Genomic DNA, 25,199 nt, shown 5'->3' with positions numbered 1-25,199 from the left:
CAAAGTCGACTCGCGATCAGTGGGTGGGGTGTGGGGTGAGCGTGGCTGCGGTGGCCAGGCCGAGCACGACGGGGGCGGCGACGCCCACGCCGAGCGCGCCCAGCAGGAGCAGGCCCAGCACCAGCAGGTCGGGGCCGTGCGCCAGTTGGACGAGCAGGCCCACGGGCACCAGCACGCCGACGACCGAGACCAGGCCGAGGTTGGCGTAGTTGAGCGGCGCCCTGGTCACGGTCCGCACCACCGCGGCACTGGCGAGCAGCACGGCCAGACCGGCCGGCCAGGACAGCGGGACGCCCAGCACCGCGAGCACCGCCGCCCAGACCGCCACGACCGCGACGAGCACGCCGGTGGCGCTCGCGCGCAGTGCCCGGTCGGAACAGCCCACCCAGCGCCGCAGGCCGGGGACCTGGTGGATCTGCGCGAGTGCGCCGGTGAACGGCAGCGCGGCCAGGTAGCCGCCCGCGCCGATCCACCACACCGGATCGACCGAGGGGAACAACCGGTGCAGCGTGGCCACGGCGAGCACGAGCAGTCCGGCCAGCGGCAGGGCCCGGTGCCGGGCCAGCAGGCCGGCCACCACGAACCGGGCGAGCACGCCTCGGCCGTCGAGCGCGCGAGCCCAGCGCACCTCACGGCCGGCCGGCAGCAGCGCCAGCAGGTCGAGGAAGGACACCGAGGCCCGGCGCAGTGACCGCTCGGTGAACCGTCGGACCAGGTCGGCGCGGCCGGCGTCGGTGGCCAGCGACCGACCGGGCAGCAGCCCGACCAGCGCGCACGCGATGGCCGGCAGCCACAGCCAGTCGGCGGCGAAGCCGGTCAGCGGCAGCGCGATCAGCAGCACCGGCACGGCGTGTTCGAGCCAGGGCAGCCGGGGTGAGCGCCGTGCCGCCGCCAGTGCGAGCAGCGTGACCGCGGTGCAGAGGGCGGCGGTCAGCGGGATGTCGGGACAACCGAGCAGCACCCCGCTCGCCAGCGTGGCGTAACCGACCGCGCCGAACCGGCACGCCCAGGCCACCAGCAGCCGTCGCCTGATCAGTCCAGGCCGCGCCCCGGTGAAGTCGGCCCAGGTCAACCAGGCCGGGTCGGCCCAGGCGAAATTCCTGCGCAGCAACGAGTGCCAGGCCAACGCGAGGCCGACGCACAGCACGGTCGGCGTGGCCAGCGCCGGCGCGGGTGCCCCACCGAGCAGGTGGGCGCGGACCACGTCGGTCGAGTGGAACGGGGCGCCCAGCGCGCCGACGGCCAGCACGATGCCGACGACGCGGGTGGCGGTGTCCTCGGAGATCCTGGGAAGCCGGCGCATCAGGAGAACTCCACAACGGAGTCCGCGACCCGGTCGACCAGGGCCGGATGGTGGCTGGCGGTCACCACGGCCGTTCCCCCGGCCAGTTCCGCCTCGACCAGGCCCGCCAGCCAGTCCCGGCCGGCGGTGTCCAGCGCGCGCTCCGGCTCGTCGAGCAGCAGCACCTGGTGCGGCCGGGCCGTGGCGCCCAGCAACAGCAGTCGCCGCCGCTGCCCGGCGGACAGCCGCGCGACCGGCACGCTGGCCCGGTGGTCGAGTCCGGCCGAGGCCAGCAACGCCACCGGATCGGCCACCGCGTCGGGAAACGAACGCAGCAGCAGGTCCAGGTGCTGGCGCGGGGTCAGTTCGTCGAACAGGGCGGAGTCGTCCAACAGCACCGAGACCGCGCGGCGGAACGCGGTCGACCGCTCGTCCGGTCGCTGCCCGCACACGCTGACGCTGCCCTCGGTCGCGTCCTGAACCCCGTAGAGGCAGCGCAGCAGCGTTGACTTGCCGGCGCCGTTGGGTCCGGTGAGCGCGGCGCACTCACCGGCCGCCACGGTCAGGGCGAGCCCGCGGAACAGCCAGCCACCATCGACCTCGACGCCGAGGTCCGCCACCATCACTGACACGGTTGGCCAAACGCGGCGCGGTCCAGGGGAGTTCCCGGATCGCGGCCGCAGCGCTCTGTGCCGGCCGTGCGGTGGTCACCGCGGCGGGCTGTGGGCCGTGCGGTGGTCACCGCGGCGGGCGGTCGCCAGCCCACCACCGCTACCCCGATTCACCCGAACGGCCCTGCCTGAAGTGTCAACTCGCGGTGTTTGCAAAGTCGACTCGCGGGTGGGGTGGGGAAGGTGGGTGCGGTGCACCCAGGGTCGCCGCGGTCTGGCAGCGGGTGTGCTCGGCCGACAGGCTTGGTCGCAGCAGCCGGGCGGGGCAACCGCGAAGGCCGCTCCTCGTCGCACGGCAACCGACCCAGAAAACACTCCACAAAGGACTTATCGTGGCCACCACACCGAAGGTCATCCTGATCACCGGCGCCAGCAGCGGAATCGGCGCCGCCACCGCCCGGGTGCTCGCCAGCCGGGGGCACCAGGTGGTGCTGGGCGCGCGGCGCACCGAGCGGCTGGCCGCGCTGACCGAGCAGATCCGCGCGGACGGGGGCAGCGCGGAACACCGGGCGCTCGACGTGACCGACGTCGAGGACGTGCGCGCGTTCGTCGCCGCCGCGCGTGCCCGGCACGGCCGCGTGGACGTCATCGTCAACAACGCCGGGGTGATGCCACTGTCCAAACTGGAGGAACTCAGGCTGGACGAGTGGAACCGGATGATCGACGTGAACATCCGCGGCCTGCTGCACGGCATCGCCGCGGTCCTGCCGGTCATGCGGGCCCAGGGCGGCGGCCAGATCGTCAACATCGCCTCGGTCGGCGCACACGAGGTGAGCCAGACGGCCGCGGTGTACTGCGCCACCAAGCACGCGGCGTGGGCGATCTCCGAAGGGCTGCGGCAGGAGGCCGGCGAGGGCATCCGGGTCACGGTGATCTCGCCCGGGGTCACCGAGTCGGAACTGGCCGACAGCATCGGCGATCCCACCGCCAGGGAGGTGATGCGCACCTACCGGCGGGTGGCGATGCCGGCGGAGGCCGTGGCACATGCCATCGCCTACGCCGTGGAGCAGCCGGCCGAGGTCGACGTGAACGAGATCGTGGTGCGGCCGACCGCCAGCGCGCAGTGACCCCGGTGCCCGGCGCGTGGCGACCCCGGGGGAGCGCCGATCCCGGCCCGACGTCCGCTGGCCGCACCGCGATGTCGGGAGAACGCCCGGAAAACACCCGTTGACCACTAGTGTTGACCTCCACACGACACTCGGACAGGGGAGGCTCGGCCTGGTGGGGGGCACAGCGGAGCAACGGACGCTGGCTGGCCGGTTCGTGCTGGAGGACGTGCTCGGCCGGGGCGGCATGGGCACGGTGTGGCGCGCGTGGGACACCGTGCTGGAACGGTCGGTCGCGGTGAAGGAGGTCGTTCTCCCGCCGGAACTGGGGCGGTCCGACGCGGCCGCGACCCGGGAGAAGGTGCTGCGGGAGGCTCGGCTGGCGGCACGGCTGAGCCACCCCGGCGCGGTCACCGTGTTCGACGCGGTCGAGTCGCACGGCCAGGTCTTCATCGTCATGGAGCTGGTCCGCGCGGTCACCCTGCACGAGCTGGTGGGACAGCGCGGGCCGCTGCCGGTGGCCACCGTCGCCGACATCGGTCTGCGCGTGCTCGACGTGCTCGTGGCCGCGCACCAGCTGGGCATCGTGCACCGCGACGTGAAGCCGGGCAACATCATGGTGGCCGATGGCGGCGCGGTGAAGCTGGCCGACTTCGGCATCGCGCGGCTCGACGACGGCTCCACGGCGACCGTGGCCAGCCTGCTGCTGGGCTCGCCCGCGTTCATGGCCCCGGAGCACATCCGAGGCAGCGCGGTGCCGGCGTCGGACTTCTGGTCGTTGGGGGCGACGCTGTACTTCGCGGTCGAGGGCGTCTCACCGTTCCAGCGGGAGACGGCGGGCGCCTCGCTCGCGGCGGTGCTCGCCGAGCCGCCCCCGCCCCCCACCCGCGCCGGCCCGGTGCTCGGGCCGCTGCTGCTGAGCCTGCTCGTGCCGGCTGCGGAGAACCGGCCGACCGCGCCGGAGATCCAGGCCCGGTTGGCCGCCGCCGCGATCGAGCAGGCCGGCGACGGCCCGACCGTGCCGGTGGTCGGGCGACCCGCGACCGCACTCGCGACCGCACCGGCCAGCGGACCGGCCACGCCAGGACCGGCCACGCCAGGACCGGCCACGCCAGGACCGGCCACGACGGGACCGGCCACGGCGGGACCGACCGCGGCCGCACCGACGGTGCCCGGGCCGGCGCGGCAGGCCACGGTCGTCGAGGACCCGCCACCGCGTCGGCCGAGGCGCCGGCTGCGCACCTGGCTGGTGATCGCCGCGGTGCTGGTGCTGCTCGGCGGGGCGACCGTGGTCGGCACGCTGCTCTCGGTGGACCGGGGGCGGTTCGCGTCCACCCCGGGCGCCTGCCTGCTCGACCCCGAGGACATCGTCGCGCTGCTGCCCGAGAACACCCAGACGGTGGACAAGGGGCACACCGCCAACGGCCTGTCCAGCACCTGCCAGCTGAACGGCCGGTTCCAGTCCGGCGAGATCAACGGCTACCACAACGTCACGATCGAGGTGCGGCGGTTCGAGCGCAGCGGGTTCACCCCCGCCGACGAACCGGCCACGCGGTACGCGGCGAGCCTGCGGGAGAAGATGCGCGACGTGCGGCCGGTGGCGGTTGGCGCTGACGAGGCGTTCATCGGCCAGTGGATCCAGATCAACGGCGCGACCGGCGAGGACGAGTCCTTCCCCTACGCGGTGCTGCGCGGCGGCAACGTGGTGGTGGAGGTCTACGAGGACAAGTTCGACGACAGGCGGGCGCACCGCACCGCGCTGACCCCGGAGGTGGCCGAGCGGCTCACCCAGTTCCTCGCGCGGATCTACCCCAACCTGCGGTGATCCGGGGTCATTCGCCCACGGGGGCGGTGGGCAGGGTCTCGCCGGTCTCCAACAGGGTCTTGAGGTTGGACAGGATCGCCGGCCAGCCCTCGCTGATGCCCGCGAGCACGGTGCCGCCCGGCTCGAAGCCCTCGTGCAGCACGGTCAGCTTGACCAGGTCGCCCTGCGGCTCGATGTCGAAGGTCACCGTGGACCGCGGTTCGGCGGCCATCCTGGCCAGGTCCTCGGCGCTGAACCCGAAGGTCTCGCCGAACTCGGCGGTGAAGGTGTGCCAGGTGTAGGAGAGCCGGCGCGGCGGCTCGGACTCCAACACGACCTGCGCCGGGTCGGCGATCCGGATGCCGCCCTGCTCCCAGGTGATGGTCGAGCCCACCCGCCAGTCCGACTCCAGGGCGGCACCCCAGTAGCGGCGGGTGAAGGCGGGATCGGTCAACGCCTGCCAGAGCCGCTCCGGGGTGGTCCTGATGTAGCTGGTGTAGACGAATTCGGTGCCGGTCATGGGTTCCTCCTCCAGTGCTCGCCGCAGATCGGCCAGCGCACTCACCCGCGCGCGGTCGTACTGGTTGATCCAGCGCTCCGCGATGGCGTTGATCGGCGCGGCGTTGAGGTAGTGCAGCTTCTCCCGCCCCCGCCACACCGTGGTGACCAGGTTCGCCGCCGCTAACACGGCCAGGTGCTTGCTGACGGACTGCCGGGCCATGTCCAGTCCCGCGCACAACTCCCGCAGGCTCTGCCCGTTGCGCGCGTTCAGGCTGTCCAGCAGTCGCCGTCGGCTGGCGTCGGCGAGCGCCTTGAACACCTCGTCCACGCGCCCACCCTCCATCATGCAGCCGTCTGGCTGCATGAACATAGGCAGCCAAACGGCTGCATGTCAAGCGCGGGCCCTGGCGCGTCGGTGGCCGGTCACCGCCGCCGGTGTTCGACGAGGGCGGCGCGCAGCAGGGCCAGGTTCTCGGTGCCCGCCGGCAGGTCCAGCCGGGACAGCAGGTCCAGCGCGGCGACCGGGTCGACAGCGCCGTAGCCGTCGAACCGACTGCCCACCAGGCCGCGCAGCAGTGCGGGGTGCAACGCCGGCAGGCTCGCGGCGACCTGGTAGGCCTCGTGCTTGAGCGGCCACAGCACCGGGCCGGACACGGCCAGCACCCGCTCGGCGCGGCGGAACAACGGCCCCTCGGCCAACTCGGCCACCCGACCCCGGGCCCGCAGCCCGGCCACGGTGTCGCCGAGCACCTCGGCGAACGCGACCGCCGTGGTGGCCCGGTCCTCGAACCAGTCGACCCACAGGGCGTAGGTGATCGCCTCGGCCGGTTCCGGCGCTTCCAGGCGCCGGCGGACGGCGACCCAGTGCGCCTCGGCCACTGCCGGGTCGGCCGAGGCGATCACGGCCGAGCGGAGTTCCGCGGCCACCCAGTACTCGTCGAGCAGGTCGAGCAGGCCCAGGGCCAGGCGCAGCCGCCCGACCGCGGTCAGGTCCGGGTCGGCCAGGGCGCGCTCGGTCCACTCGTGGGCCACGTCGTTGGCGGTGAGCACCTCGTCCACGTCGTACTCCTGGGGGCGCAGCCACGCGCCGTCCCCGCCCCGAACGACTCCCCGCGCCGCCAACCAGGCGCGGGCCCGCCGCGCGTCGTCGCTGTCCACCCGGGCAGTGTGGCCGGGGTGTCCGCGGGCCGTCGCCCGGATTTCAGACCACCGCGTGCACGGGTGGCTCGCCGCGCAGCACCCGGGCCACGTCGCGCGCGACCGTGACGCCCATGACCGCGTTGGCCTCGTGGGTGAACGCGCCGACGTGCGGGGTCAGCACCACGTTGGGCGCGCTGAGCAGCGGGCTGTCCCGGGGCGGCTCGGTGGTGAAGGCGTCCACGGCCGCGGCCCGCAGCTGCCCGGACCGCAGCAGGTCGGCCACGGCGTGCTCGTCCACCAGTTCGCCCCTGGCCGTGTTGACCAGGCACGCGCCCGGTTTGGTCCGGGACAGTTCGGCGCGGCCGAGCAGCGGTGCCGCCCCCGGCGCGGCGGGCAGGTGCAGGGAGAGCACGTCGGCCTGGGCCAGGCACTCGTCCAGGCTGGCTGCGGTCACCCCGGCGGCGGTGAAGACCTCGTCCGGCAGGTACGGGTCGTAGGCGATGACGCGCATGTCGAAGCCGGCGGCGCGGCGGGCGACGGCCTGCCCGATCCGGCCGAAGCCGAGCAGGGCCAGGGTCCGGCCGCCCAGCTCCGGGCCGAAGAACCGGTCCCAGCCGCCGGCGACCGTGCTGGTGTGCGCCGGCACGATCTGCCTGAGCGCGGCCAGCAGCAGCGCCATGGTCAGGTCGGCCACGGCGTTGGTGTTGCTGCCCGGGGCGTTGACCACGCGCACCCCGTGGTGCCGGGCCGCGGCGCAGTCGATGTTGTCCACGCCCACGCCGTGCTTGGCGATCACCCGCAGCCCGGGCGCCGCCGCGATCACCTCGGCGCTGACCTCGTCCAGCCCGACGATCAGCGCGTCCGGGTTGGTGTCCGCCAGTGCCGCGCGCAGCTGGGCCGAGGACAGCGGGTGCCGGTCGGTGGGGCGGCGGGCGGTCAGGCCCTCCTCGGCGAGCACCCGCCACGGCTGCTCGGAGTGCTGGCCGAAGCTGGGCGTGGTGATCAACACCGTGCCGGCCGCGTCGCTGGTGGTGTGCACGGAACTCAACTCCCCGATCCAACGCCCAGCCCGAACACGTCGAGCACCGAGTACACGCCCAGCAGGGTGATGGCCGCGCTGCTGATCACCAGTGCGGCGGTGAGCCACCGGTTGGCGCGGAAGCGCGGGTCGATCTCGGTGGCGCGCAGCCGCCACACCGCGAGCACCACGGCCACCAGGAACACGCCGCTGGCCACCCCGCCGATCTGCACCATGACCACCGGCGACTGGATGAACAGGTAGAACACCGCCCACAGCGGCGGCAGCACCACGGTCAGCAGGCGGATCACCCGCTGCCGCGCCCGCAGGTCGCCCCAGTCGACCACCCCGAGCAGGCCGAGGGTGTTGGTCCACAGCCTGGGCACGCTGGCGGCCGAGCCGATGATGGTGGAGTACAGCACCGCGATGGCCCCGACCAGGAACAGGTAGTGCGCCCACGGGCCGAGCGTGTCCGTGTAGATCCGGGACAGCGTGACGATCATCTGGTTGCCCTGGGGCACCAGGTTCTGCGGGTGCAGCACGGACGCGCCGATCACGTAGAACGACAGCGTGCACAGCGTGCACACCAGCCAGGACGCCAGCGCGTCCAGTCGCATCACCCGGATCCAGCCCTCGGCGCGGCGGGCCCGCTCCTCGGTGCCGTCGTCCGGGCCGGCCCACCGGGCGTAGCCCTTCTCCAGGCACCAGTAGGTGTAGGTGGTCATCTCGTCGGAGCCCACCCCGGTGATGCCGAACATGGCCACGGCGAAGCCGATGGTGCCGGCGGGGATGGTGAACGAGAACCCGGAGGCCAGGTCCGAGGCGCGGTAGCCGAACCCGGTCAGCGGCAGGCCCAGCGCCAGCAGGACCGTGATCAGGGTGAACGCCACGACCGTGAGGAACGCGGCCTTCTCCACGGTGGCGTACCTGCCGGTGCGCAGCAGCAGCACGATGCTGGCGACCACCAGGACGGTCCACACGACCAGGGACGGCGTGCCCAGCGGCTCGCCCACGATCGGGAACATGATGCTGAACGCCGCGACCGTGCCGCCGATGATGCCGCCGCGCTGCAGCATCTTGGCCACGTCCATGAGGATCCACAGCACGTTGATCCAGCCGATCCGGCCGATCCTCGGGCCGACCTGGCTGTAGCCGGTCAACGCGGTCTTGCCGGTGAGGATGGTCCACCGGGCCAGCTCCATCTGCACCCAGACCTTCACCAGCGTGCTGATCACCACCAGCCACAGCAGGGCGAACCCGGCCTTGGCGCCCAGGGCGGTGGTGGTGATCAGCTCGCCGGAGCCCACCACGGCCGCGGACAGCACCATGCCCGGCCCGAGGTAGCGGATCGAGGCGCGCAGCGTGGTGGGTGGTTCCCGCACGTCATCGGCGCGCAGCGCGTACGGGTCGGGTTCGGCCTGCCCGACCGGCACCGGTGGCGCGCTCGCCGGCGGTGCGGCCGCGCGGTCGGTGTCCGGACGGGATTCACGGGGCGGGGACACGGGCGCTCTTCCTCTCGGGTTTCCAGGCGGTCGGGGCCGCGGCGCGCCACCGGGTCGACGGCCACCCGGGGGCGGCCTGGACGGGTGGCGGCGCGACCGGCGGTCGTCCGGTCCGCCGGAGGGGGAGCGGTGTGGTGCGCACACCCATCCGACCATCACCTGCTTTCACCCGACGCTGGGCAGCACCTTGCGCATTGTGCGCATCACCGTCGCACCTTTGCGTGTTGTATGCAAGAGTCGGTACGGTAACGACTGCTCGCGCTGCGCGAGCACCGTCGGAGCCGCGCTCGGTCTGCGCGAAACGCGCATCGCGTCACGTGGTCGGTGCGCGGCTGGGGGAGGGGAACCAGGTGAGCCCGGAGTCGACCGGCCAGCGGTTGCGCGCCGACGAGCGGCGAGCGCTGATCGAACAGCTGGTCACCGCCAACGGCACCGCCCACGTCGAGCAGCTGGCCCGCTCGCTGAACGTCACGCCGTCCACCATCCGCCGCGACCTGTCCCTGCTCACCGAGCAGGGCAAGCTGGCCCGCACCTACGGTGGCGCCATGCCCGCCGCCCACGTCGCCGAGGCGTCCCTGGGGCAGCGGTCCGGCCAGGCCGTGCCGGAGAAGGACCGCATCGCCCGCTGGGCCGCCGGCCAGGTCCGCGACGGCGACACGGTGATCCTCGACGCGGGCACCACGACCGGCAGGCTCGCCCACCACCTGGCCGAGCGCGTGGACCTGACGGTGATCACCAACGGGCTGACCGCCATCACCGAGCTGGCCCAGGCCGACGGCGTCGAGGTGGTCGCGCTGGCCGGCACGCTGCGCCACATCAGCCAGGGCTTTGTCGGCCCGCTGGCCGAACTCACCCTGTCCCGGCTCACCGCCGACCGGGTGTTCCTCGGAGCCGACGGGCTGGACGCGCGACTGGGCATCTGCGAGGCCAGCCTGCTGCAGACCCGGCTCAAGGAACTGATGATCGCGCGCGGCGGTGAGGTGTTCGTGCTGGCCGACCACAGCAAGCTCGGGCAGGCGCCGTTCACCGCGTGGGCACCGGTGCAGCGGCCGTGGACCCTGGTCACCGACGGGGCCGCCACGGACGCGCAGCTCGAACCGTTCCGCGCGCTACCCGGCGCCCACGTCGTGGTGGTGTGAGGGGACCGGCGCCGACAGGCGGGCGCCGGGACCCGCGCTCAGTGCGGCGCGGCGGCCAGCGCGTGCGGGCCGATGACCATGACCGGCGCCAGGGGCTGGCGCAGCAGGGCCCGCCGCACCGCGCCGAGTCCGCGCAGGCCACTGGCCCCGGCGTTGACCACCATCAGCGAGCCGAACCGGGCGTGCCAGGCCAGCGCGCTGGCCGGCGAGCAGTCGGGCAGCTGGGTGCGCACGGGAACGCCCGGGTAGCACGCGGCCACGGTGGCGACCAGGTGGTGGATGGCGGCGGTGGCGGCCAGGCCGTCACCGGACCGGCGGCGCAGCGCGCAGCACACCACCCGCACCTCGGCGCCGAGCCGGTCGGCCTCGGCGAACGCCAGGGTCAACACCTCGGCGGTCCGCGCCTCCCCGGACAGCGCACTCCCCGACAGCGCGCTTCCTGAGAGGGCGCTTCCCGACAGGGCGCTTCCTGAGAGGGCGTCCCCGGACACGCCCACCACCACGGGCCGACGTGTGCTGCGGCCACCCGCGCCCGGGGGCACCGCCACGACCGGGCACCGCGCCAGCGCGCTGAGCGCGGCCGTGACGGACTGGTCGCGCCGGGCGGCCAGCGGGCCCTGCCGGTGGTGGCCGACGACGACCAGCCGGGCGCCCTCGGACTGCGCGGCCAGTGCCTCGACCACGGTCCGCCGGGCCTGGTGCCGGGTCACCACGAGGTCCGGGAACCGCTCGCGGACCCGCTCACCCACGTCCTCGCCCACCCCGCCGGCGGTGGGCACCAGGTGCAGCGCGGTCTCGTGTCGGTGGGCATAGCTCGCCGCCCACCAGACCGCGTCCCGGGAGACCGACGCCGCGGACACGCTCACCACGACCGGCTTGGGGGACGCTGACTGGTTGCTCACGGGTGGCCTCCGTCGCTGTCGACTACGTCGTCGTACCGGTCCACCCTCGCGGAGGAAGCGGCCCGGGGGAAGCGACCAACTGTCCGATCCGCAGCCGCCACCCGTCGCCTTCAGTCGACCGGGTCAGCGGTGGGAGTCGCTGACCCGCCGAGGCGGTGCGCCGCCGCCGGGTGCGCCGGCACCAGCCGGTCACCGCGCCCGACCGTCCACAGCGGACCCCGCCGGCCGTTGGTGCGCTGTCCGCTGGTGCGCTGTCCGCTGGTGCGCCGTCCGCTTCTGGCCGCCGCCCGGCGCCGGCCGGCTCACTCGGACCTGGCCTGGCGCAGCGCGTCGGTCACGTCGGCCGCCGCCTCGCTCACCAGCGTGCCCAGCTCGGCCAGCCGGGCCTGGTCCACCCGGCTGGCCACGGAACCCACGCTGAGCGCGCCCACCGGCTCGCCGAGCGCGTCGAAGATCGGCGCGGCCACACTGCTCGACATCGGCACCCGCTCCGACTCGGTGGTCGACCACCCCCGCTTGCGGATGCCGGCCAGCCGCTCCCGGATGACCACCGGGTCCACCACGGTCCGGTCGGTGACCGGCTGGATCGGGGTGCGCAGCGCGAGGTCGATGTCGGCCTCGCTGAGGAACGCCAGGATGGCCAGGCCGCTCGCGCCGATGGTGAGCGGCACGGACTCGCCCAGCGCGATGGTGACGCGGATCGGCTGCAGGCTCTCGATCTGCCCGATGTAGCACCGGCTGTGCCCGATGCGGGCGGACAGCGTGGTGGTCTCCCCGGTCAGCGCGGCCAGCCGGGAGATCACCGGCATGCCGGCCGCGCGCAGTTCGGAGTCGCGGATCGCGTTCCGCCCCAGCCGCAGCGCGCCCGGGCCGAGGCGGTAGCGGCGAGTGGTCTGGTCGTGGGCGAGCAGGTCGGTCTCCACCAGGGTCTGCAGGATGCGGTGCACCACCGCCTTGCCCAGGCCGAGCCGGCGGGCGAGTTCGGACACGCCGAGCCAGCGCTCGTCGCCGGCGAAGGCCAGCAGCACCTGGGCGACCCGCTCGGTGGTGGACAGGGACACCCCCGGTGCGGGCGTGCTGTCTGGTGTGGACATCGACGGCCTCTCCTCCCGCTCCCCACGGCGCGCGACGCAACGCCGGCGAGCATACGCGTTGTTCCGCTCGTCGGAACGCGATCGCGGGTGACAGAACGGGTGAAAGTCATGATTCACCGAGACGTAGCTGTTGTGCCTGCTCGACGGCTGGGCCTCGGGTGAGTGCGGATGCGTGCCGGCCCACATTCGTTCCACTGGAGAGAACGATTCTGAGTAGGGTGGAATTCGACAACCGGGGCGGTCGCTGACGAGAGGTGGTTGGGATGGCGCAGCGGGGCGGGTACGGGAACGCGGGTGAGTAGCGCCCGGGCGCGACCGGGTGACCAGCCGATCCGGTCGTTGCCGGCCGCGATGAGCTGGGCACTCGGCTCGGGAACCGTGTTGCAGGGGCTCAACTCGGCCATGATCGCGGTGGCCCTGGTGCCCATCGCCGTCCAGTTCGGCGACGCCGCGAGCATCCCGTGGGTGGTCAGCGGCCTGTACGTGGCCACGGCCGTGGGCGCGCCCACCGGCGGCCGGCTGGCCGACCTGTTCGGGCCGCGCCGGGTCTACCTGGTCGGCCTGCTCGTCGTGCTCGCCGCCGCACTGGCCGGGCCGTTCGTGCCGAACGTGGCGTGGCTGGTCGTGGACCGGGTCGTGCTCGGCCTCGGCACGGCACTGCAGTTCCCGTCGGCCATGGCGATCATCCGGCAGCAGGCGGCCAGGCGCGGCGAGAGCGCGGTGGGCGCGCTGGGCATCATCGCGGTGTGCGGCCAGACCTCGGCCGCGCTGGGCCCGTTCGTCGGCGGCGTGGTCGTGGTGCTGTGGGACTGGCCGGGCATCTTCTGGATCAACCTGCCCATGGTGCTCAACGCGGCGCTGTGGGTCTGGTTCAGCGTGCCCGCCGACGAGCCGGGGCAGCGGGTCGGGCTGCGCGCGTCACTGCGCTCGATCGACCCGCTGGGCGCGCTGCTGTTCGTGGCCAGCCTGGTGCTGCTGATGCTCGGCCTGCTGTCGCTGCAACACCGGCCCAACTGGACGCTGTTCGCGGTGTTCGTGCCCGTCGCCGTGCTGTTCGTGGTGCGGGAACTGCGCGCGGCCACCCCGTTCGTGGACGTCCGGCTGCTGGCCGGCCACGCCGGGTTCGCCCAGACCTGCGGGCGCACCGTGCTCACCTTCGTGTCCTTCTACTGCGTCTTCTACGGCCTGCCGCAGTGGCTGGAGTCCGAACGGGACCTGGACGCGATGGGCACGGGCGTGCTCATGGTGCCGGTGTTCGCCGTGGGGGTGCTCGGCACCGTCATCGCCACCCGGCTGGGCCGGCGCGTGCCGCCCAGGGCGCTGCTGGTGATCGGCACCTGCGCGATGACCCTGGCCGGGGCGCTGATCGTGCTGTTCGTCGACCCGCACTCGCCGATGTGGCTGCTGGCGGCGGTGAGCGCGCTGCTGGGCGTGCCCAACGGCTTCAACAACCTGGGCAACCAGATGATCCTGCACCACAGCGTGCCCGAGGCCAACGCGGGCAGCGCCACCGGCATGTACCGCACCGCGCAGTACCTGGGCGCGGCACTGTCCGCGGTGATCGTGGCGCACGCGGTGCGGCCGGACGAGCCGGTGGGCGGCATCCACCAGCTCGGCGCGTGGGTCGCCGGCCTGGGTGGGGTCATGCTGGTGAGCAACCTGGTCGCGCTGTGGCGGAGCCGAGGTCTGCCACCGGCCCGGCTGTAGCCGGCCCACGCCGTCCACTGTGGAGTGTCCACCGCCCGGGTGGATCCCCTCGCCCGACCGGGAAAGGCGTCCTGCGGTCACCCGGGCAGCGGGCCGGGCAGCCGCAACTGGTCGTGCAGCCGCCGCGCCACCCGCGCCATGACCGCCTCGGCTCCCGGTTGACTGCTGGCCGGCACGCTCGACTCGGTGAGCGCGGCGACCCCGATGACCTGACCGTCCGCGTGCTCCACCACACCGACCTCGTGGCGGAGGTTGAGCAGGGTCCCGGTCTTCGACGACCACCGCGTCGCGTCCGAGCTGAAGTCCGGGGCCAGCCGGTGGCGGACCACGTTGGCGGCCATCAGCTCCCGCACCCGCTCGGCCACCCGACGAGGCACTGTGGACGGTGTCCACAGGGCCAGCAGCAGGTCCATGAACGCCCGCGCCGATCCGGTGTTCGCCCGGCTCACGTCGAGCTGGCGGAGCCGGTGGCCGCGGCCGGCGGTGCCGGCCTGGATGGCCAGGGCGTGCGCGAGGTGCACGTCAGCCGGGGCAAGGCTCTCCGCCGGTGTCTCGACGAGATCGCGCATGAGGTGGCGGACGGCGATCCCGTGCAGTCCCAGCGCCCGCAGGCACTCGCCCACCTGGGCCGGCGGGGTGAGCGCGAACAGCGCGTCCGCCGCCGCGCCGTCGCTCATCGAGGTGCTGAGGTAGAGCAGGTCGTCAACGGCGATCCGGGCCGGGTGGCGGAACCTGGTCAACCCGACCGGCCCCGGCGTGGTGACCCGGCCCGGCCGCACCACGAGCTGTCTGGCCCCGTCCAGTTCGCCGCGCTCGATGCGGACCAGCGTGGCGATGGCGAGCGGCACCTTCACCAGCGAGGCGATCGGAAACTCCAGGTCCGGCTCGATGCCGAGTTCGTCGCCGGAGTGCAGGTCCCGCACCAGGAACGAGCCGCGCAGCCCGGCGGCGCGCAGCGCCTCGCGCAGCTCCCGGACCAGCCGCACCGCGCTCATCGCGCCGCCACCGAGCTGGGCTGGGCACCCAGGCAGTCGGCGATGTCCGGCCACAGCCGGGTCCGAACCCGTTCGGCGTCGTCCCTGGAGTTGGCCGACACGGCGAAGCCGCGAACCAGCTCCACCCCGCCGACCGGCCGCCAGTGCAGCGCCAGCTGTTCGGCCTGCTTGGCCGAGCAGAGCAGCAGGTCCGTCGAACTCAACACCTCGGCGGCGGCCGTGGTGAGCGCGGTGGCCACGGCGACCTGGGCGGGCAGCAGCCCCACCGCGTCACGGGCCCGGGTGATCCGGTCCCGGACGTGCGGCACGTCGTCCTCGGGCTGCACCCAGATCCGCCGCCAGCGCGCCCGGTCAGCCCGGCCGACCCGCAGCGACTCCAGGGAGATCGCGCTCGCCCGGGGAGGCGTGGCGGCCGCCAGCCCCAACGGCACCGACCAGACCGCCTCGGTCGCGGGCACCGCGGTGAGCGCGGCCCGCACCTCGTAGGACCGCACCAGCTCGGCGCGCTCCGCCGGCCCGGCGGGCTGGAAGTCGAGGTACACGTCGTGCCGGCGCGCCACGGCCGCCAGCCGGGCCAGGTCGTGGGTGGCGCAGATGTCCGGCACGGCGAGGCGGAGCGGGCTGAGCTTGGCCCGTTCCGCCTCGTGCTCCATGTCCTCGGCCAGCCGCACCAGCCGTTTGGCCGAGGGCAGCATGCTGCGCCCGAACGGGGTGAGCGTGGCCCGCCGCGACGACCGGTCGAACAACCGCTCGCCGAAGTGCTGTTCCAGCGCGGCGATCCGGCGGCTGGCCACCGACTGCGGCATCCGCGCCGCCGCCGCGCCACCGGTGAAGCTGCCGCGCTCGCTCACGTGCACAAAGGCCTGACAGGCCCGCAGTACGTCCACAGTGGCCGAGACTATGCCAGAACAGCATGGAATCGCCCAATCGTGTCTTGGACAGCATGACGCCGCGGATGTGAGAGTGCCCGGCGTGACACGGGAAGAGACCACACGACCAGCACGCCTCCACCGGCGGGCCACCCTCGCGGCGCTGGCCCTGCTCGCCCTGACCGCGGCCTGCGCCCCTGCCGACACCGCCGCGCCGCCGGCGGCCACCACCGCAGCGGGGTCCACGACCTCGGTGCCGCCGACCACCGCGGTCGCGGCCGACCAGGAGTTCGGCCAGCTCGAAGCCAGGTTCGACGCCCGGCTCGGCGTCTACGCGGTGGACACCGGAACCGGCCGCACCCTCACCCACCGCGCCGACGAGCGGTTCGCCTACGCCTCCACGCACAAGGCCCTGTCCGCCGCGGCCGTGCTGCGCCGCAACTCCCTGGCCGACCTGGCCAAGGTGGTCCACTACACCAGGGCGGACCTGGTCCACCACGCGCCCATCGCCGAGCAGCACGTGGACACCGGCATGACCCTGCGCGAGGTCTGTGAGGCCGCCGTCCGCTACAGCGACAACACCGCAGCCAACCTGCTGTTCCGGGAACTCGGCGGCCCGCAGGCGCTGGGCGCGGAACTGCGCGCGATCGGCGACGAGGTGACGCACGTGGACCGCGTCGAACCCGAGTTGAGCGAGACCGCGCCCGGGGACATCCGGGACACCAGCACCCCGCGCGCCCTCGCCACCAGCCTGCGCGCGTACGCCCTGGGCGAGGTCCTGCCCGAGGACAAGCGCACCCTGTTCACCGACTGGCTCAAGGGCAACATCACCGGGACGAAGCTGATCCGCGCCGGCGTGCCGGCCGACTGGACGGTCGGCGACAAGACCGGAAACGGCACCTACGGCACCCGCAACGACATCGCCGTCGCCTGGCCGCCCAACCGGCCGCCCGTCGTCCTGGCGATCATGTCCGACCGCGCCACCGCCGACGCCGAGCACGACGACGCCCTCATCGCCGAAGCCGCCAAGGTCGTGGTCACCACGCTGACCGCGCCCTGACCAGGTGTGCGCGGCAGTCGAGGCGGGGCGGTGGGATCAGTGGCACTGCCAGGTGAAGCGGGCCCGGTCGAAGCGGCTGGCGGCGAGGTCCTCCGGTGTGATCAGCCAGTAGAGAGCGCCCAGGTCGCCCCACAGCATGCCGGCGTCCCTGTCGCTGGCGACCTGGAGGAGGAGCCGCCACCGTCCCGCCTCGGCCAGGATGTCGTCGAAGTGGGGGGTGTCGGGGTCGAAGCTGTCCAGATCCCAGTCCTCGGGGAAGTCGGCGACCTCGTACTCGACCTCGCCCTGAATGGACGACGGGTCGCCACCCACCTGGTGGCGGACGCCCAGCAGGTCCCAGACGGCGTCCTGGAAGGCGACGTAGCGCGGATCCGCGGACACGGTGGCGTGGTCGAGTCCAAGCGGCTCGTAGAGCCGGGCACTGGTGATTTCGGGCAGCTCGACGGCGGGATCAGCGCGCAGGGGCACCCGCTGGTACGGCTTCAGCGGGCTCGGTGTCCCTCGGGGTCGCACGGCGACATCGTCGGGGACGTGCAGGACACGGGCGCCGGACCGGGCGTCGGGCACCGAGGGGTCAACCCACGTCTCGTAGTTGTCGGCCTGTCCGTCGAAGTAGAAGAACAGCAGGCTGCCCGACGGGGGCAGGGCCAACCCGGTCCGGGTGGCCGACAGCCGACCACAGTGGAGCGACGCGACGAAGGAGAGCGGCCCGTGCCCGTCCCACACCGGCCAGTCGACCGACTCGGGAAGCAGGGGCTCACCACCGAGGACGCCGACGGGCTCGTCGCCTGGACGGGCGGCCGACAGGATCTGCCCCCTCGGTTTCAACAGAGCGCAGAAGCGGTCCGCGAACTCGGGAGAGAACCGCTCCTGGGCCAACGCGCGGAGCAGGGGAAGGCTGAGCATGCGGTGATGGTGCCAGCCCGGTACGACAGTCAGGCGCTGCCGCCGGTCCAGTGCGCGGGCACGCTGGTGCGGGAGCGGGTACTCTTCGCGTCCCCCGTAAGCCCGCACGAGTGGGAGATGATGTGCGTTTCCACAGTCCCCGCCTGATCCTGAAGAGCTACCCGGGACTCACCGAGGTGCTGCGGTACGCGCAGGACCACGGGTGGTCCGTGGTCGCCGACTCCCCGGCGGACCCGGCCGCCTTCGAGCACCGCAGGGTGGTGTGGCGGCGACACCGGGACGGGACGCTTGAGATCCACTACGGCGCTGACGTGGTGACGGAGAACGCCTACGTCTTCGCCAGCGGTGGAGGCCCCGGGCTCACCAGGAGCCTCGCCGGGATGCTGGCGGACAACCTCGACGTGTGGACGCTGGACGACCTGGTCGAGATTGCGGCCGGCCCGGGCGGCGACATCCGCCCCGACATGCTCGTCCGCGTGGTCATGGCGGCACCCCACGAGTTCGACGGCCGCGTGTTCGCGCTGGTCCACTCGGCCCTGACCGCGCCAGAGGAGAAGCTCCGCGAGCTGGCGGTGTGGAGCACGAGCATCAACCCCTGGCCGCAGTTCCGCGCCCTGCTGACCGAAGTCGCCAAGCGGGACCGGAGTGCGGTCATCAGGCACCGGGCGACCCGGATGGTCGCGGCGTTCGACGCGGCCGGCGACTGACCGACCTCGCCGGTTGCCCGGTCCTCGCCCCATCTCCGGCCGGGGTGGTCCTCCTCGCGCACGTCCGCAAGCCTGGCGCGATGCGCTGCCGCGCGGACCGCTCGCCACCCGACGAGGTCACCCGAGCGAGAAAGCACTACTCGTCGGCTCCGGTGGGCAGGGGCGGTTCGGCCGCGATCCGGGCCAGCTCCTGCTCGGTGAACAGGCGGGAGCGGAGCAGGAAGCGCACGCCTTCCGGTGCCTCCAACGAGAACCCGCTGCCGCGACCGGGCACCACGTCCACGGTGAGGTGGGTGTGCCGCCAGTGCGCGTACTGGTCGGCGCTGATCCAGAACGGGGTGTCCAGGGCCAGTTGGCCGAGCAGCACGTCCGAGGCGCCGACCCGGAACTCGGCGCGCGGGTAGCACATGGGCGCGCTGCCGTCGCAGCAGCCGCCGGACTGGTGGAACATGACCGGGCCGTGCCGCTCGACCAGCGCGCGCAGCAGCCGTTCCGCGGCCGGGGTGAGCCGCACGCGCTCGACGCGACTCACCCCGGCCGGTCCCTGGTTGCCGGTGTTGCCCGGCGAATCCGGCATCAGAACAGGCCCACCCTGCTGGTCGAGTAGCTCACCAGCAGGTTCTTGGTCTGCTGGTAGTGGTCCAGCATCATCTTGTGGGTTTCCCGCCCCATACCGGACTTCTTGTAACCCCCGAAGGCCGCGTGCGCCGGGTACGAGTGGTAGTTGTTCACCCACACCCGGCCGGCCTTGATCGCGCGGCCCAGCCGGTAGGCGGCGTTGATGTCGCGGGTCCACACGCCCGCGCCCAGGCCGTAGAGGGTGTCGTTGGCCAGCTTCAGCGCTTCCTCGGTGGAGTCGAAGGTGGTCACCGACACCACCGGGCCGAAGATCTCCTCCTGGAACACGCGCATGTCGTTGGTGCCGCGCAGGATCGTCGGTTCGACGTAGAACCCGCCCTCCAGGCCGGCGACCGTGCGGGGCTTGCCGCCGGTGAGCACCTGGGCGCCCTCCTGCCGCCCGATGTCCACATAGGACAGGATCTTCTCGAACTGGTCGCTGCTGGCCTGGGCGCCGATCATGGTGGCCGGGTCCAGCGGGTTACCGGCCACGATCGCCTCGGTGCGCTCGACGCAGCGGCTGATGAACTCGTCGTAGATGGCCGAGTGGATCAGCGCGCGCGACGGGCAGGTGCACACCTCGCCCTGGTTGAGCGCGAACATCACGAAGCCCTCGACGGCCTTGTCCAGGAAGTCGTCGTCGGCAGCCACGACGTCGGGCAGGAAGACGTTGGGGCTCTTGCCACCCAGTTCCAGGGTCACCGGGATGATGTTCTCGCTGGCGTACTGCATGATCAGCCGGCCGGTGGTGGTCTCGCCGGTGAACGCGACCTTGGCCACCCGGCTGCTGGAGGCCAGTGGCTTGCCCGCCTCCACGCCGAAGCCGTTGACCACGTTGACCACGCCCGGCGGCAGCAGGTCCGCGATCAGCTCCAGCACCACCAGCAGGCTCGCCGGGGTCTGCTCCGCCGGTTTGATCACCACGCAGTTGCCGGCGGCCAGCGCGGGCGCCAGCTTCCACGCCGCCATCAGGATCGGGAAGTTCCACGGGATGATCTGGCCGACCACGCCGAGCGGTTCGTGGAAGTGGTAGGCGACGGTGTCCGCGTCGATCTCGGAGATGCCGCCCTCCTGGGCGCGCACCACGCCGGCGAAGTAGCGGAAGTGGTCCACGGCCAGCGGCAGGTCGGCGGCCAGGGTCTCGCGGACGGGTTTGCCGTTCTCCCAGGTCTCCGCGACCGCGAGCCGTTCCAGGTGCTCCTCGATCCGGTCGGCGATCCGGTTGAGCACCCCGGCGCGCTGTGCCGCACTGGTGCTGCCCCACTTCTCGGCCGCGGCGTGCGCGGCGTCGAGGGCCAGCTCGATGTCGGCCGCACTGGACCGGGCGACCTGGCAGAACGTCCTGCCGTCAACGGGGGAGACGTTGTCGAAGTAGCGCCCCTCGACCGGCGCCACCCACTCGCCGCCGATGAAGTTGTCGTAGCGCTCGGCGAACTGGACGAGGCTGCCCTCCGTGCCTGGCTTGGCGTAGACCACTGTTCCTCCAGTGCGGGTGTCCCGGCCACCGTCGTTGGTGCGGCCACTGGTGGTTGACGTCAGCCACCCTGCGCCACCGAGGTTGGCGAAAGGTTGGCGGGTAGCCCCGAACGGGTGATGGGGGAGCGGCGCTCGTCAGTCGCGGTGCGCGGCGCGCATCCGGGCCGCGGCGATCCCGCGCCGGCCGTCACCCGCTGGCAGCAGCCGGTGGGCGTGCTGGTGCACCTCGACGTCGTAGGGGTGGCGCTCGCCGTAGCGCAGCGCGAGCCCGGGATCGGTGGCGGCCAGCACGGCCTCGCGCACCGCGACGGCCAGGTACTCGCGCCACTCCAGCACGCCCGGCGCGTCCGAGTCCGGCAGCAGCGGCCCGGTGTAGCCGTGCACCGCCGCCTCGGTGTCCCCGGCGGCCAGCGCGTCCAGCACGGCGGTGGCATCGCAGGCCACCGGCGTGGTCAGCGCGTAGCAGCGGGACGCCAGCGCGCCGCCGATGGCCTGGCGCAGGTGCGACACCTCCGCCTTCAGCGTGGTCGCCCCGACCGGCCGGTCACCGTACAGCGCGGCCCGCAGCCTGGCCGAGGACAGCCCGTCGCGCTCCAACGCGAGCAGCGTGAGGATCTCCAGCTGGCGTGGCCGCAGCCGCAGCGCCACCCCGTCGCGCCACGCCCGCGCGTCACCCAGGCAGCGCAGCCGCAGCGCGGGCCCGTCCGCCGTCGCCGTCGGCGCCGGCGGCGCCGGTGCTGGTCCCGTTGTCGTTGCCGGGGTGGCGGGCGCGGTCTCGGCCAGCCGGGCCTCGATCGTGCCCACCAGGGCGCGGACCGTGGACATGGCCAGCGGGTGCGACCGGTCCCAGGTGCTGGACAGGTCGAGCACCCCGAGCACCCGCCCCTGGGGCGAGCGGATGGGGGCGGAGTAGCACACCCAGCCGTGCAAGGCCTCGACCAGGTGTTCGGCCGAGAACACGGTGGCCGGGCGGCCGTCGCGCAGCGCCAGTGACAGCGCGTTGGTGCCCATGGACGCCTCGTCCCAGCGTCCGCCCGGGGCGAAGTTCACCCGCTCGGCGCGCCGCCGCATCACCCGGCCGCTGCGGGTCCACAGGATCGTGCCGGACTCGTCGGTCACCGCGGCGACGAACCCGGCGTCGTCGACCGCGGCGCGCAGCTCGTCGGCGAGGTCGGTGACCGGCTGGCGCAGCGGCGAGTCCAGCCAGCGCTGCGCCAGGTCCTCGGCCCCGGGCGCGCAGTCCCGCGCCGGGTCCACCAGCCGCAGCGAGCGGGCCCACGACTCCACGATCTCGCCGCGCAGCACCTGCCCGCAGACCAGGTCGCCGGACCGGACCAGACCCGGCGGAACGCGCCGGGACCACTCGTGTTCCAGCTCGGCCCGCCGTCGACGGAGACCGCCGTGACCTGACACTTCCTCGCACACCGCCCCTGTCGTGGCACAGCTGTTCACCAGCGTCAGGTCCTGATGATGCCGGAACCACACCGGACACGACAGCGGCCGCCCGGTATTCCGATCGTCCCTTGTGGATTGCCAGGACGCGGCCGCCGGTTCGGGCGGGTTGACAACATCCCACGAACGTGTGAACCATCTGCCGTGGGTTGGAATACTTCGGCGATGTTCGTGCGTGGCCGGTCAACGGACGAGGTCGTTGCCTGCCTGCCCGACGTCTTCTACTACGAATCACGCGACGAGCGGGTGGACGCCGACCAGGCATGGTCGAGTGCTCCCGGCCAGCGGCTGTACCTGGCGGACGAGGGCGGCTGGTGTCAGCTGTGGGACCCGGACCAGCGCTTCCCACCCAGGCTCGACGAGTTGGGCGACCTCGCCGACACCACGGCGCTCGCGGTGGTTTTCTCCAGCGTGTCAGACATCTACGCGCTGTGGCTGTACGCGGACGGCGAGCTGGTTCGGCACACCTGTGCGCAGGGCGGCAGGCCTGAGCCGCTGTACGGCCGGGCCGTCGGCGAGCCGTTGCCGGCGGAGTCCCGCGTCGGCGATCCGGCCGACGGGCCGGACGAGAACACGCTGTGGGCGGTGATCAAGGAGGTCACCGGGCTGAGCGCGGACACCAACCAGTCCTTTGCCGTACACGACGTGGAGTTCTGACCGGGCCGGCCCCGGTCGGGCCGGCCCGGCGCACCGGTTCAGGACCGTCCGGCGGCGACGTGGGCGATCAGCTTGGCGGTGTTGCCGGAGTAGGTGGCCGAGCTGATCACGGCCTCGCCCTGGTGCGGCTGGTAGGGCGGTTCCGCCGGTGGGGTGCGCGGGTCGTAGGGCGAGGTGTCGTACTCGTCGCCGACGTGGGTGCTCTGGTAGGCGCGGCCGAGGTACGGCGTGCTCGGCGCGGGGCCCCGGTGGGGGTTGGTGACCGCGGTGCTCGGGGTCAGCCAGTGGTCCTTGGCGCCGAGATCGGCCACCAGTGCCCGCGCCTGGTCCTCGGTCACCGTCGGCAGCGTCGGGACGGCCTCGCGGAACAGGTCGGTCAGGTCGAGGTCCTTGGGCGAGAAGTAGCGGGGCAGTGGGATCGGCCCGCCGGGGGACAGCGGGGAGCGGGCGCGCAGGTCGGCGACCTCGGCCCGGCTGAGCGAGCGCAGCTCCGCGTAGCTGGCTCTCAGGCCGGCGATGTCGATGGCGCGGCCGGCCGAGTAGTGGCTGAGCGTGGCGCGGTGGTCGTGGTCGAAGTAGTAGGCGCCGTTGCGGATGTTGGACCCGAAGCGGTGCACGAACCGCGCGCGGTTGGTGCCCAGTTCGACGAAGGTCGGGTGGGTGCGGCCGGCCAGCAGCGGGTTGTCCGCCACCTGCTCGGCGGTGAGCGGGCAGCTCTCCAGCCAGGCGATCGCCTCGGGCACCCGGCGCAGGTAGGTGTGGTCACCGGTCAGCCGGAAGTAGTGGAACAGCTGGCGGATGTTGGTCTGGGTGGTGTGCGTGGCCAGCGCGCGCGGCTCGTAGGAGCGGGCGGCCGCGGGCGCGCCGGCCGGTCGGCCGCCGGCCGCGCGGGACAGGTGCTGCAGGCCCCAACCGGCCTGCGGCCCCGGCTGGTGCAGGCGGCGCAGGCACTCCATGGCCCGGCGCACCGGCCGGACCAGATCGCGACGGTCCAGTGTGGACACGCACATCAGCAGGAACTTGATGTTCTCGCCCAGCACGTCGTCGTTGAACGTGACGTGCCCGGTGTAGTCGCCGTCCGCCATGCCGTGCCCGACGTCAGCGGGCAGCCAGGGCGGCCGCGCGTCCGCGTCGGGCCACGGCATCTGGCGGACCGCGCCGGGGACGGCGGGGAAGCGCTGCGGCCAACCGCCGTCGGCGATCCCGCCGGTGAGCTGGGCGCGGAGGATGAACCGGATGGCCCGGTCCAGCGCGGCCTTGATGCGCGGGTGCCGCCGTTCCAGGTACAGCCGGAGCAGCAGTTGCGCCGAGGACGAGGTGCCGGCGTCGTCGAAGGTGGCGTTGCCGTAGTAGTGCTGGAACTCCTCAAGCCGCCAGCCGTTGGCGCCGATCGTGTCGTACCAGCGCCGCAGTGACGCCTCGCCGGCGAAGTCGTGCACGTAGTTCCAGCCGCCCACCGGCAGTTGCGCCTCGGCCAGCGCCAGCCCGGTCCGCTCGGCCGCCCGGTAGCACGCCTCGTCGCCGGTGGCGTGGTAGGCGTCGAGCAGGCTGTGCCCCACCGACGGAGTGCCCGGCGGCTGGATCCAGCACATGGTCCGGTTGGCCTGCAGCTCGCCCCAGGAGGCCGACAGGTCGGGCCGGCAGGCCCACACGTAGCCGCCGCGGCACGAGACGTGCTCGTCCATGAACACGGCGGCGCGCCGGATGGCCGCGAGCGCTTCGGCCCGGGTGTCGGCCGCGGCGCCCGCGGTGTTCGTGGCGCTCGCGGTGTTCGTGGCGCTCGCGGTGGCCGCGCCGGTACCGACCCCGGCCAGCGACGCGAGGACCGGGGTGGCCGCGAGTTGGGCGAACCTGCGGCGGTTCACGGGTGTGGTCATGGGACGCGCGCCTCCTCAACAACGGTGTCGAGTACCCGGTGCGTGGCGGCGCACGAGTGGGTGATCAGCTCCGGTGCCGACGATCACCCGGGTTTTCACCCTAGTGGCGGCCGATCAGGTGTTCCAGCGTCCTCTCCGGTGACCACCACCCGCGAGTCGACTTTGCAAACCCCCCGAGTTGCAGTTTCAGGCAGGGCCATTCGGGTGATCGCGGCCCGCAGGGGTGGCCGGCTGGTGGGCGCACGCGGGTCGAACCCGGGGAAGTGCCCGGTCAACTGGTCAACTGGTCAACTGGGTGTTCAGCGAGATTTCAGGCCGGTGGAGTAAACACGGGAGGAGACAACAGGACTGGCTCCGTCGGGCCGCTGACCGACCAGCTGGCTGGACCGGATGCGAGGAGGACGACCTCATGCTGAACCAACGTCTCTTCACCAGTGAGTCGGTGACCGAGGGGCACCCGGACAAGATGTGCGACAAGGTCAGTGACTCGGTGTTGGACGCGTTGCTCGCGGCGGATCCGCGGTCGCGGGTGGCGGTGGAGACGCTGGTGACCACCGGTCAGGTGCATGTGGTCGGTGAGGTGACCACGGATGCGTACGTGGACATCCCCAGCATTGTGCGGGATGTGATCCTGCGGATCGGGTATGACTCGTCGGCCAAGGGGTTTGACGGCAACTCGTGCGGGGTGAACGTGGCCATCGGGTCGCAGTCGCCGGACATCGCGCAGGGGGTGGATGCCGCGTACGAGGCGCGGGTGGACAACGCGATCGATGAGA

At 73.0% G+C, this 25,199-nt stretch carries 23 protein-coding genes; 8 read left to right on the top strand and 15 right to left on the bottom strand.

The window, feature by feature from the left end; all coding sequences use genetic code 11:
* Positions 1-16: 16 nt before the first annotated feature.
* Together LX83_RS26960 and LX83_RS26955 are read right to left on the bottom strand one after the other, a co-directional pair.
* Positions 17-1,303 (bottom strand): hypothetical protein, encoded by a 1,287-nt coding sequence (locus LX83_RS26960; protein WP_253776314.1) that lies wholly within the window; start codon positions 1,301-1,303, stop codon positions 17-19.
* Complete coding sequence (locus tag LX83_RS26955; RefSeq protein ID WP_253776312.1) at positions 1,303-1,905, bottom strand: ABC transporter ATP-binding protein; 603 nt, start codon at positions 1,903-1,905, stop codon at positions 1,303-1,305. Before LX83_RS26955 ends, LX83_RS26960 begins: the two co-directional genes overlap by 1 nt.
* Positions 1,906-2,285: 380 nt before the next feature.
* On the opposite strand from LX83_RS26955, the gene LX83_RS26950 reads away from it, so the two are divergent.
* Together LX83_RS26950 and LX83_RS26945 are read left to right on the top strand one after the other, a co-directional pair.
* Positions 2,286-3,020, top strand: coding sequence for an SDR family oxidoreductase (locus LX83_RS26950; protein ID WP_253776310.1), 735 nt, complete (start codon positions 2,286-2,288; stop codon positions 3,018-3,020).
* A 154-nt stretch (positions 3,021-3,174) separates the two neighbouring features.
* Positions 3,175-4,824: a serine/threonine-protein kinase gene (locus tag LX83_RS26945; protein WP_253776308.1), complete on the top strand. Its 1,650-nt coding sequence runs from the start codon at positions 3,175-3,177 to the stop codon at positions 4,822-4,824.
* A 7-nt stretch (positions 4,825-4,831) separates the two neighbouring features.
* Here LX83_RS26945 and LX83_RS26940 read toward each other — a convergent pair whose 3' ends face one another.
* From LX83_RS26940 to LX83_RS26925, 4 genes are all read right to left on the bottom strand, one after another.
* Positions 4,832-5,632, bottom strand: coding sequence for an ArsR/SmtB family transcription factor (locus tag LX83_RS26940; RefSeq protein ID WP_253776306.1), 801 nt, complete (start codon positions 5,630-5,632; stop codon positions 4,832-4,834).
* A 95-nt stretch (positions 5,633-5,727) separates the two neighbouring features.
* On the bottom strand, positions 5,728-6,462 hold the full coding sequence (locus LX83_RS26935) for a hypothetical protein (RefSeq protein WP_253776304.1): 735 nt from the start codon (positions 6,460-6,462) through the stop codon (positions 5,728-5,730).
* A 43-nt stretch (positions 6,463-6,505) separates the two neighbouring features.
* Positions 6,506-7,483, bottom strand: coding sequence for a phosphoglycerate dehydrogenase (locus LX83_RS26930; RefSeq protein ID WP_253776302.1), 978 nt, complete (start codon positions 7,481-7,483; stop codon positions 6,506-6,508).
* Positions 7,484-7,488: 5 nt separating this feature from the next.
* Positions 7,489-8,964 (bottom strand): Nramp family divalent metal transporter, encoded by a 1,476-nt coding sequence (locus LX83_RS26925; protein ID WP_253776300.1) that lies wholly within the window; start codon positions 8,962-8,964, stop codon positions 7,489-7,491.
* 350 nt (positions 8,965-9,314) lie between these two features.
* Between LX83_RS26925 and LX83_RS26920 the strand changes: the two genes are divergently transcribed.
* On the top strand, positions 9,315-10,103 hold the full coding sequence (locus LX83_RS26920; RefSeq protein WP_253776299.1) for a DeoR/GlpR family DNA-binding transcription regulator: 789 nt from the start codon (positions 9,315-9,317) through the stop codon (positions 10,101-10,103).
* 38 nt (positions 10,104-10,141) lie between these two features.
* Here the strand turns inward: LX83_RS26920 and LX83_RS26915 are convergent, their stop codons facing one another.
* Positions 10,142-11,005 carry a universal stress protein gene (locus LX83_RS26915; RefSeq protein ID WP_253776298.1) on the bottom strand — a complete coding sequence of 288 codons (864 nt, stop codon included), beginning with the start codon at positions 11,003-11,005 and terminating at the stop codon, positions 10,142-10,144.
* Between the two features lie 302 nt (positions 11,006-11,307).
* Complete coding sequence (locus LX83_RS26910; protein ID WP_253776297.1) at positions 11,308-12,099, bottom strand: IclR family transcriptional regulator; 792 nt, start codon at positions 12,097-12,099, stop codon at positions 11,308-11,310.
* 294 nt (positions 12,100-12,393) lie between these two features.
* Between LX83_RS26910 and LX83_RS26905 the strand changes: the two genes are divergently transcribed.
* The gene (locus LX83_RS26905) at positions 12,394-13,806 is read left to right on the top strand and encodes an MFS transporter (protein WP_253776296.1); all 1,413 of its coding nucleotides are present in this window, start codon (positions 12,394-12,396) and stop codon (positions 13,804-13,806) included.
* Between the two features lie 77 nt (positions 13,807-13,883).
* On the opposite strand, the gene LX83_RS26900 is transcribed toward LX83_RS26905, so the two are convergent.
* Complete coding sequence (locus tag LX83_RS26900) at positions 13,884-14,801, bottom strand: serine hydrolase (RefSeq protein WP_253776295.1); 918 nt, start codon at positions 14,799-14,801, stop codon at positions 13,884-13,886.
* Positions 14,798-15,688, bottom strand: a complete 891-nt coding sequence (locus LX83_RS26895; RefSeq protein WP_253776294.1) for a LysR family transcriptional regulator — start codon at positions 15,686-15,688, stop codon at positions 14,798-14,800. The genes LX83_RS26900 and LX83_RS26895 overlap by 4 nt, the downstream gene beginning before the upstream one ends.
* Before the next feature lie 85 nt (positions 15,689-15,773).
* On the opposite strand from LX83_RS26895, the gene bla reads away from it, so the two are divergent.
* A complete protein-coding gene (gene bla, locus LX83_RS26890) occupies positions 15,774-16,730 on the top strand; it encodes a class A beta-lactamase (RefSeq protein ID WP_253776293.1) in 957 nt (318 codons plus the stop codon).
* Between the two features lie 36 nt (positions 16,731-16,766).
* Here bla and LX83_RS26885 read toward each other — a convergent pair whose 3' ends face one another.
* Positions 16,767-17,636, bottom strand: a complete 870-nt coding sequence (locus LX83_RS26885) for a YwqG family protein (RefSeq protein ID WP_253776291.1) — start codon at positions 17,634-17,636, stop codon at positions 16,767-16,769.
* Between the two features lie 122 nt (positions 17,637-17,758).
* Here LX83_RS26885 and LX83_RS26880 point away from each other — a divergent pair, with 122 nt between their 5' ends.
* Positions 17,759-18,343, top strand: a complete 585-nt coding sequence (locus LX83_RS26880) for a hypothetical protein (RefSeq protein WP_253776289.1) — start codon at positions 17,759-17,761, stop codon at positions 18,341-18,343.
* A 136-nt stretch (positions 18,344-18,479) separates the two neighbouring features.
* Here the strand turns inward: LX83_RS26880 and LX83_RS26875 are convergent, their stop codons facing one another.
* The 3 genes from LX83_RS26875 to LX83_RS26865 all read right to left on the bottom strand — a co-directional run bounded on the left by LX83_RS26875 (position 18,480) and on the right by LX83_RS26865 (position 21,850).
* Entirely contained in the window at positions 18,480-18,920 is a 441-nt protein-coding gene (locus tag LX83_RS26875) for a DUF779 domain-containing protein (protein WP_253776287.1), read from the bottom strand.
* A complete protein-coding gene (adh, locus tag LX83_RS26870) occupies positions 18,920-20,437 on the bottom strand; it encodes an aldehyde dehydrogenase (RefSeq protein ID WP_253776285.1) in 1,518 nt (505 codons plus the stop codon). Before adh ends, LX83_RS26875 begins: the two co-directional genes overlap by 1 nt.
* Positions 20,438-20,572: 135 nt before the next feature.
* Complete coding sequence (locus LX83_RS26865) at positions 20,573-21,850, bottom strand: GAF domain-containing protein (protein ID WP_253776283.1); 1,278 nt, start codon at positions 21,848-21,850, stop codon at positions 20,573-20,575.
* A gap of 204 nt (positions 21,851-22,054) precedes the next feature.
* Between LX83_RS26865 and LX83_RS26860 the strand changes: the two genes are divergently transcribed.
* Positions 22,055-22,546 carry a hypothetical protein gene (locus tag LX83_RS26860; protein ID WP_253776281.1) on the top strand — a complete coding sequence of 164 codons (492 nt, stop codon included), beginning with the start codon at positions 22,055-22,057 and terminating at the stop codon, positions 22,544-22,546.
* Positions 22,547-22,584: 38 nt separating this feature from the next.
* Here the strand turns inward: LX83_RS26860 and LX83_RS26855 are convergent, their stop codons facing one another.
* Positions 22,585-24,423 (bottom strand): pectate lyase, encoded by a 1,839-nt coding sequence (locus tag LX83_RS26855; RefSeq protein WP_253776279.1) that lies wholly within the window; start codon positions 24,421-24,423, stop codon positions 22,585-22,587.
* Positions 24,424-24,832: 409 nt separating this feature from the next.
* On the opposite strand from LX83_RS26855, the gene LX83_RS26850 reads away from it, so the two are divergent.
* The coding region (locus LX83_RS26850; RefSeq protein ID WP_301328991.1) for an S-adenosylmethionine synthetase N-terminal domain-containing protein at positions 24,833-25,199 on the top strand (367 nt) is incomplete at its 3' end.

Source organism: Goodfellowiella coeruleoviolacea (assembly GCF_024171785.1).
Lineage (GTDB): Bacteria > Actinomycetota > Actinomycetes > Mycobacteriales > Pseudonocardiaceae > Goodfellowiella > Goodfellowiella coeruleoviolacea.
Note: the sequence above shows the minus strand (reverse complement) of the source record. Positions and strands in the feature narration are given on the sequence as shown.

Coding starts and splice junctions, on each gene's coding strand:
- LX83_RS26910 (WP_253776297.1), bottom strand. CDS start 12,099: ATGTCCACACCAGACAGCACGCCCGCACCGGGGGTGTCCCTGTCCACC.
- LX83_RS26885 (WP_253776291.1), bottom strand. CDS start 17,636: ATGCTCAGCCTTCCCCTGCTCCGCGCGTTGGCCCAGGAGCGGTTCTCT.
- LX83_RS26860 (WP_253776281.1), top strand. CDS start 22,055: ATGTTCGTGCGTGGCCGGTCAACGGACGAGGTCGTTGCCTGCCTGCCC.
- LX83_RS26955 (WP_253776312.1), bottom strand. CDS start 1,905: ATGGTGGCGGACCTCGGCGTCGAGGTCGATGGTGGCTGGCTGTTCCGC.
- LX83_RS26900 (WP_253776295.1), bottom strand. CDS start 14,801: ATGAGCGCGGTGCGGCTGGTCCGGGAGCTGCGCGAGGCGCTGCGCGCC.
- LX83_RS26960 (WP_253776314.1), bottom strand. CDS start 1,303: ATGCGCCGGCTTCCCAGGATCTCCGAGGACACCGCCACCCGCGTCGTC.
- LX83_RS26855 (WP_253776279.1), bottom strand. CDS start 24,423: ATGACCACACCCGTGAACCGCCGCAGGTTCGCCCAACTCGCGGCCACC.
- LX83_RS26875 (WP_253776287.1), bottom strand. CDS start 18,920: ATGCCGGATTCGCCGGGCAACACCGGCAACCAGGGACCGGCCGGGGTG.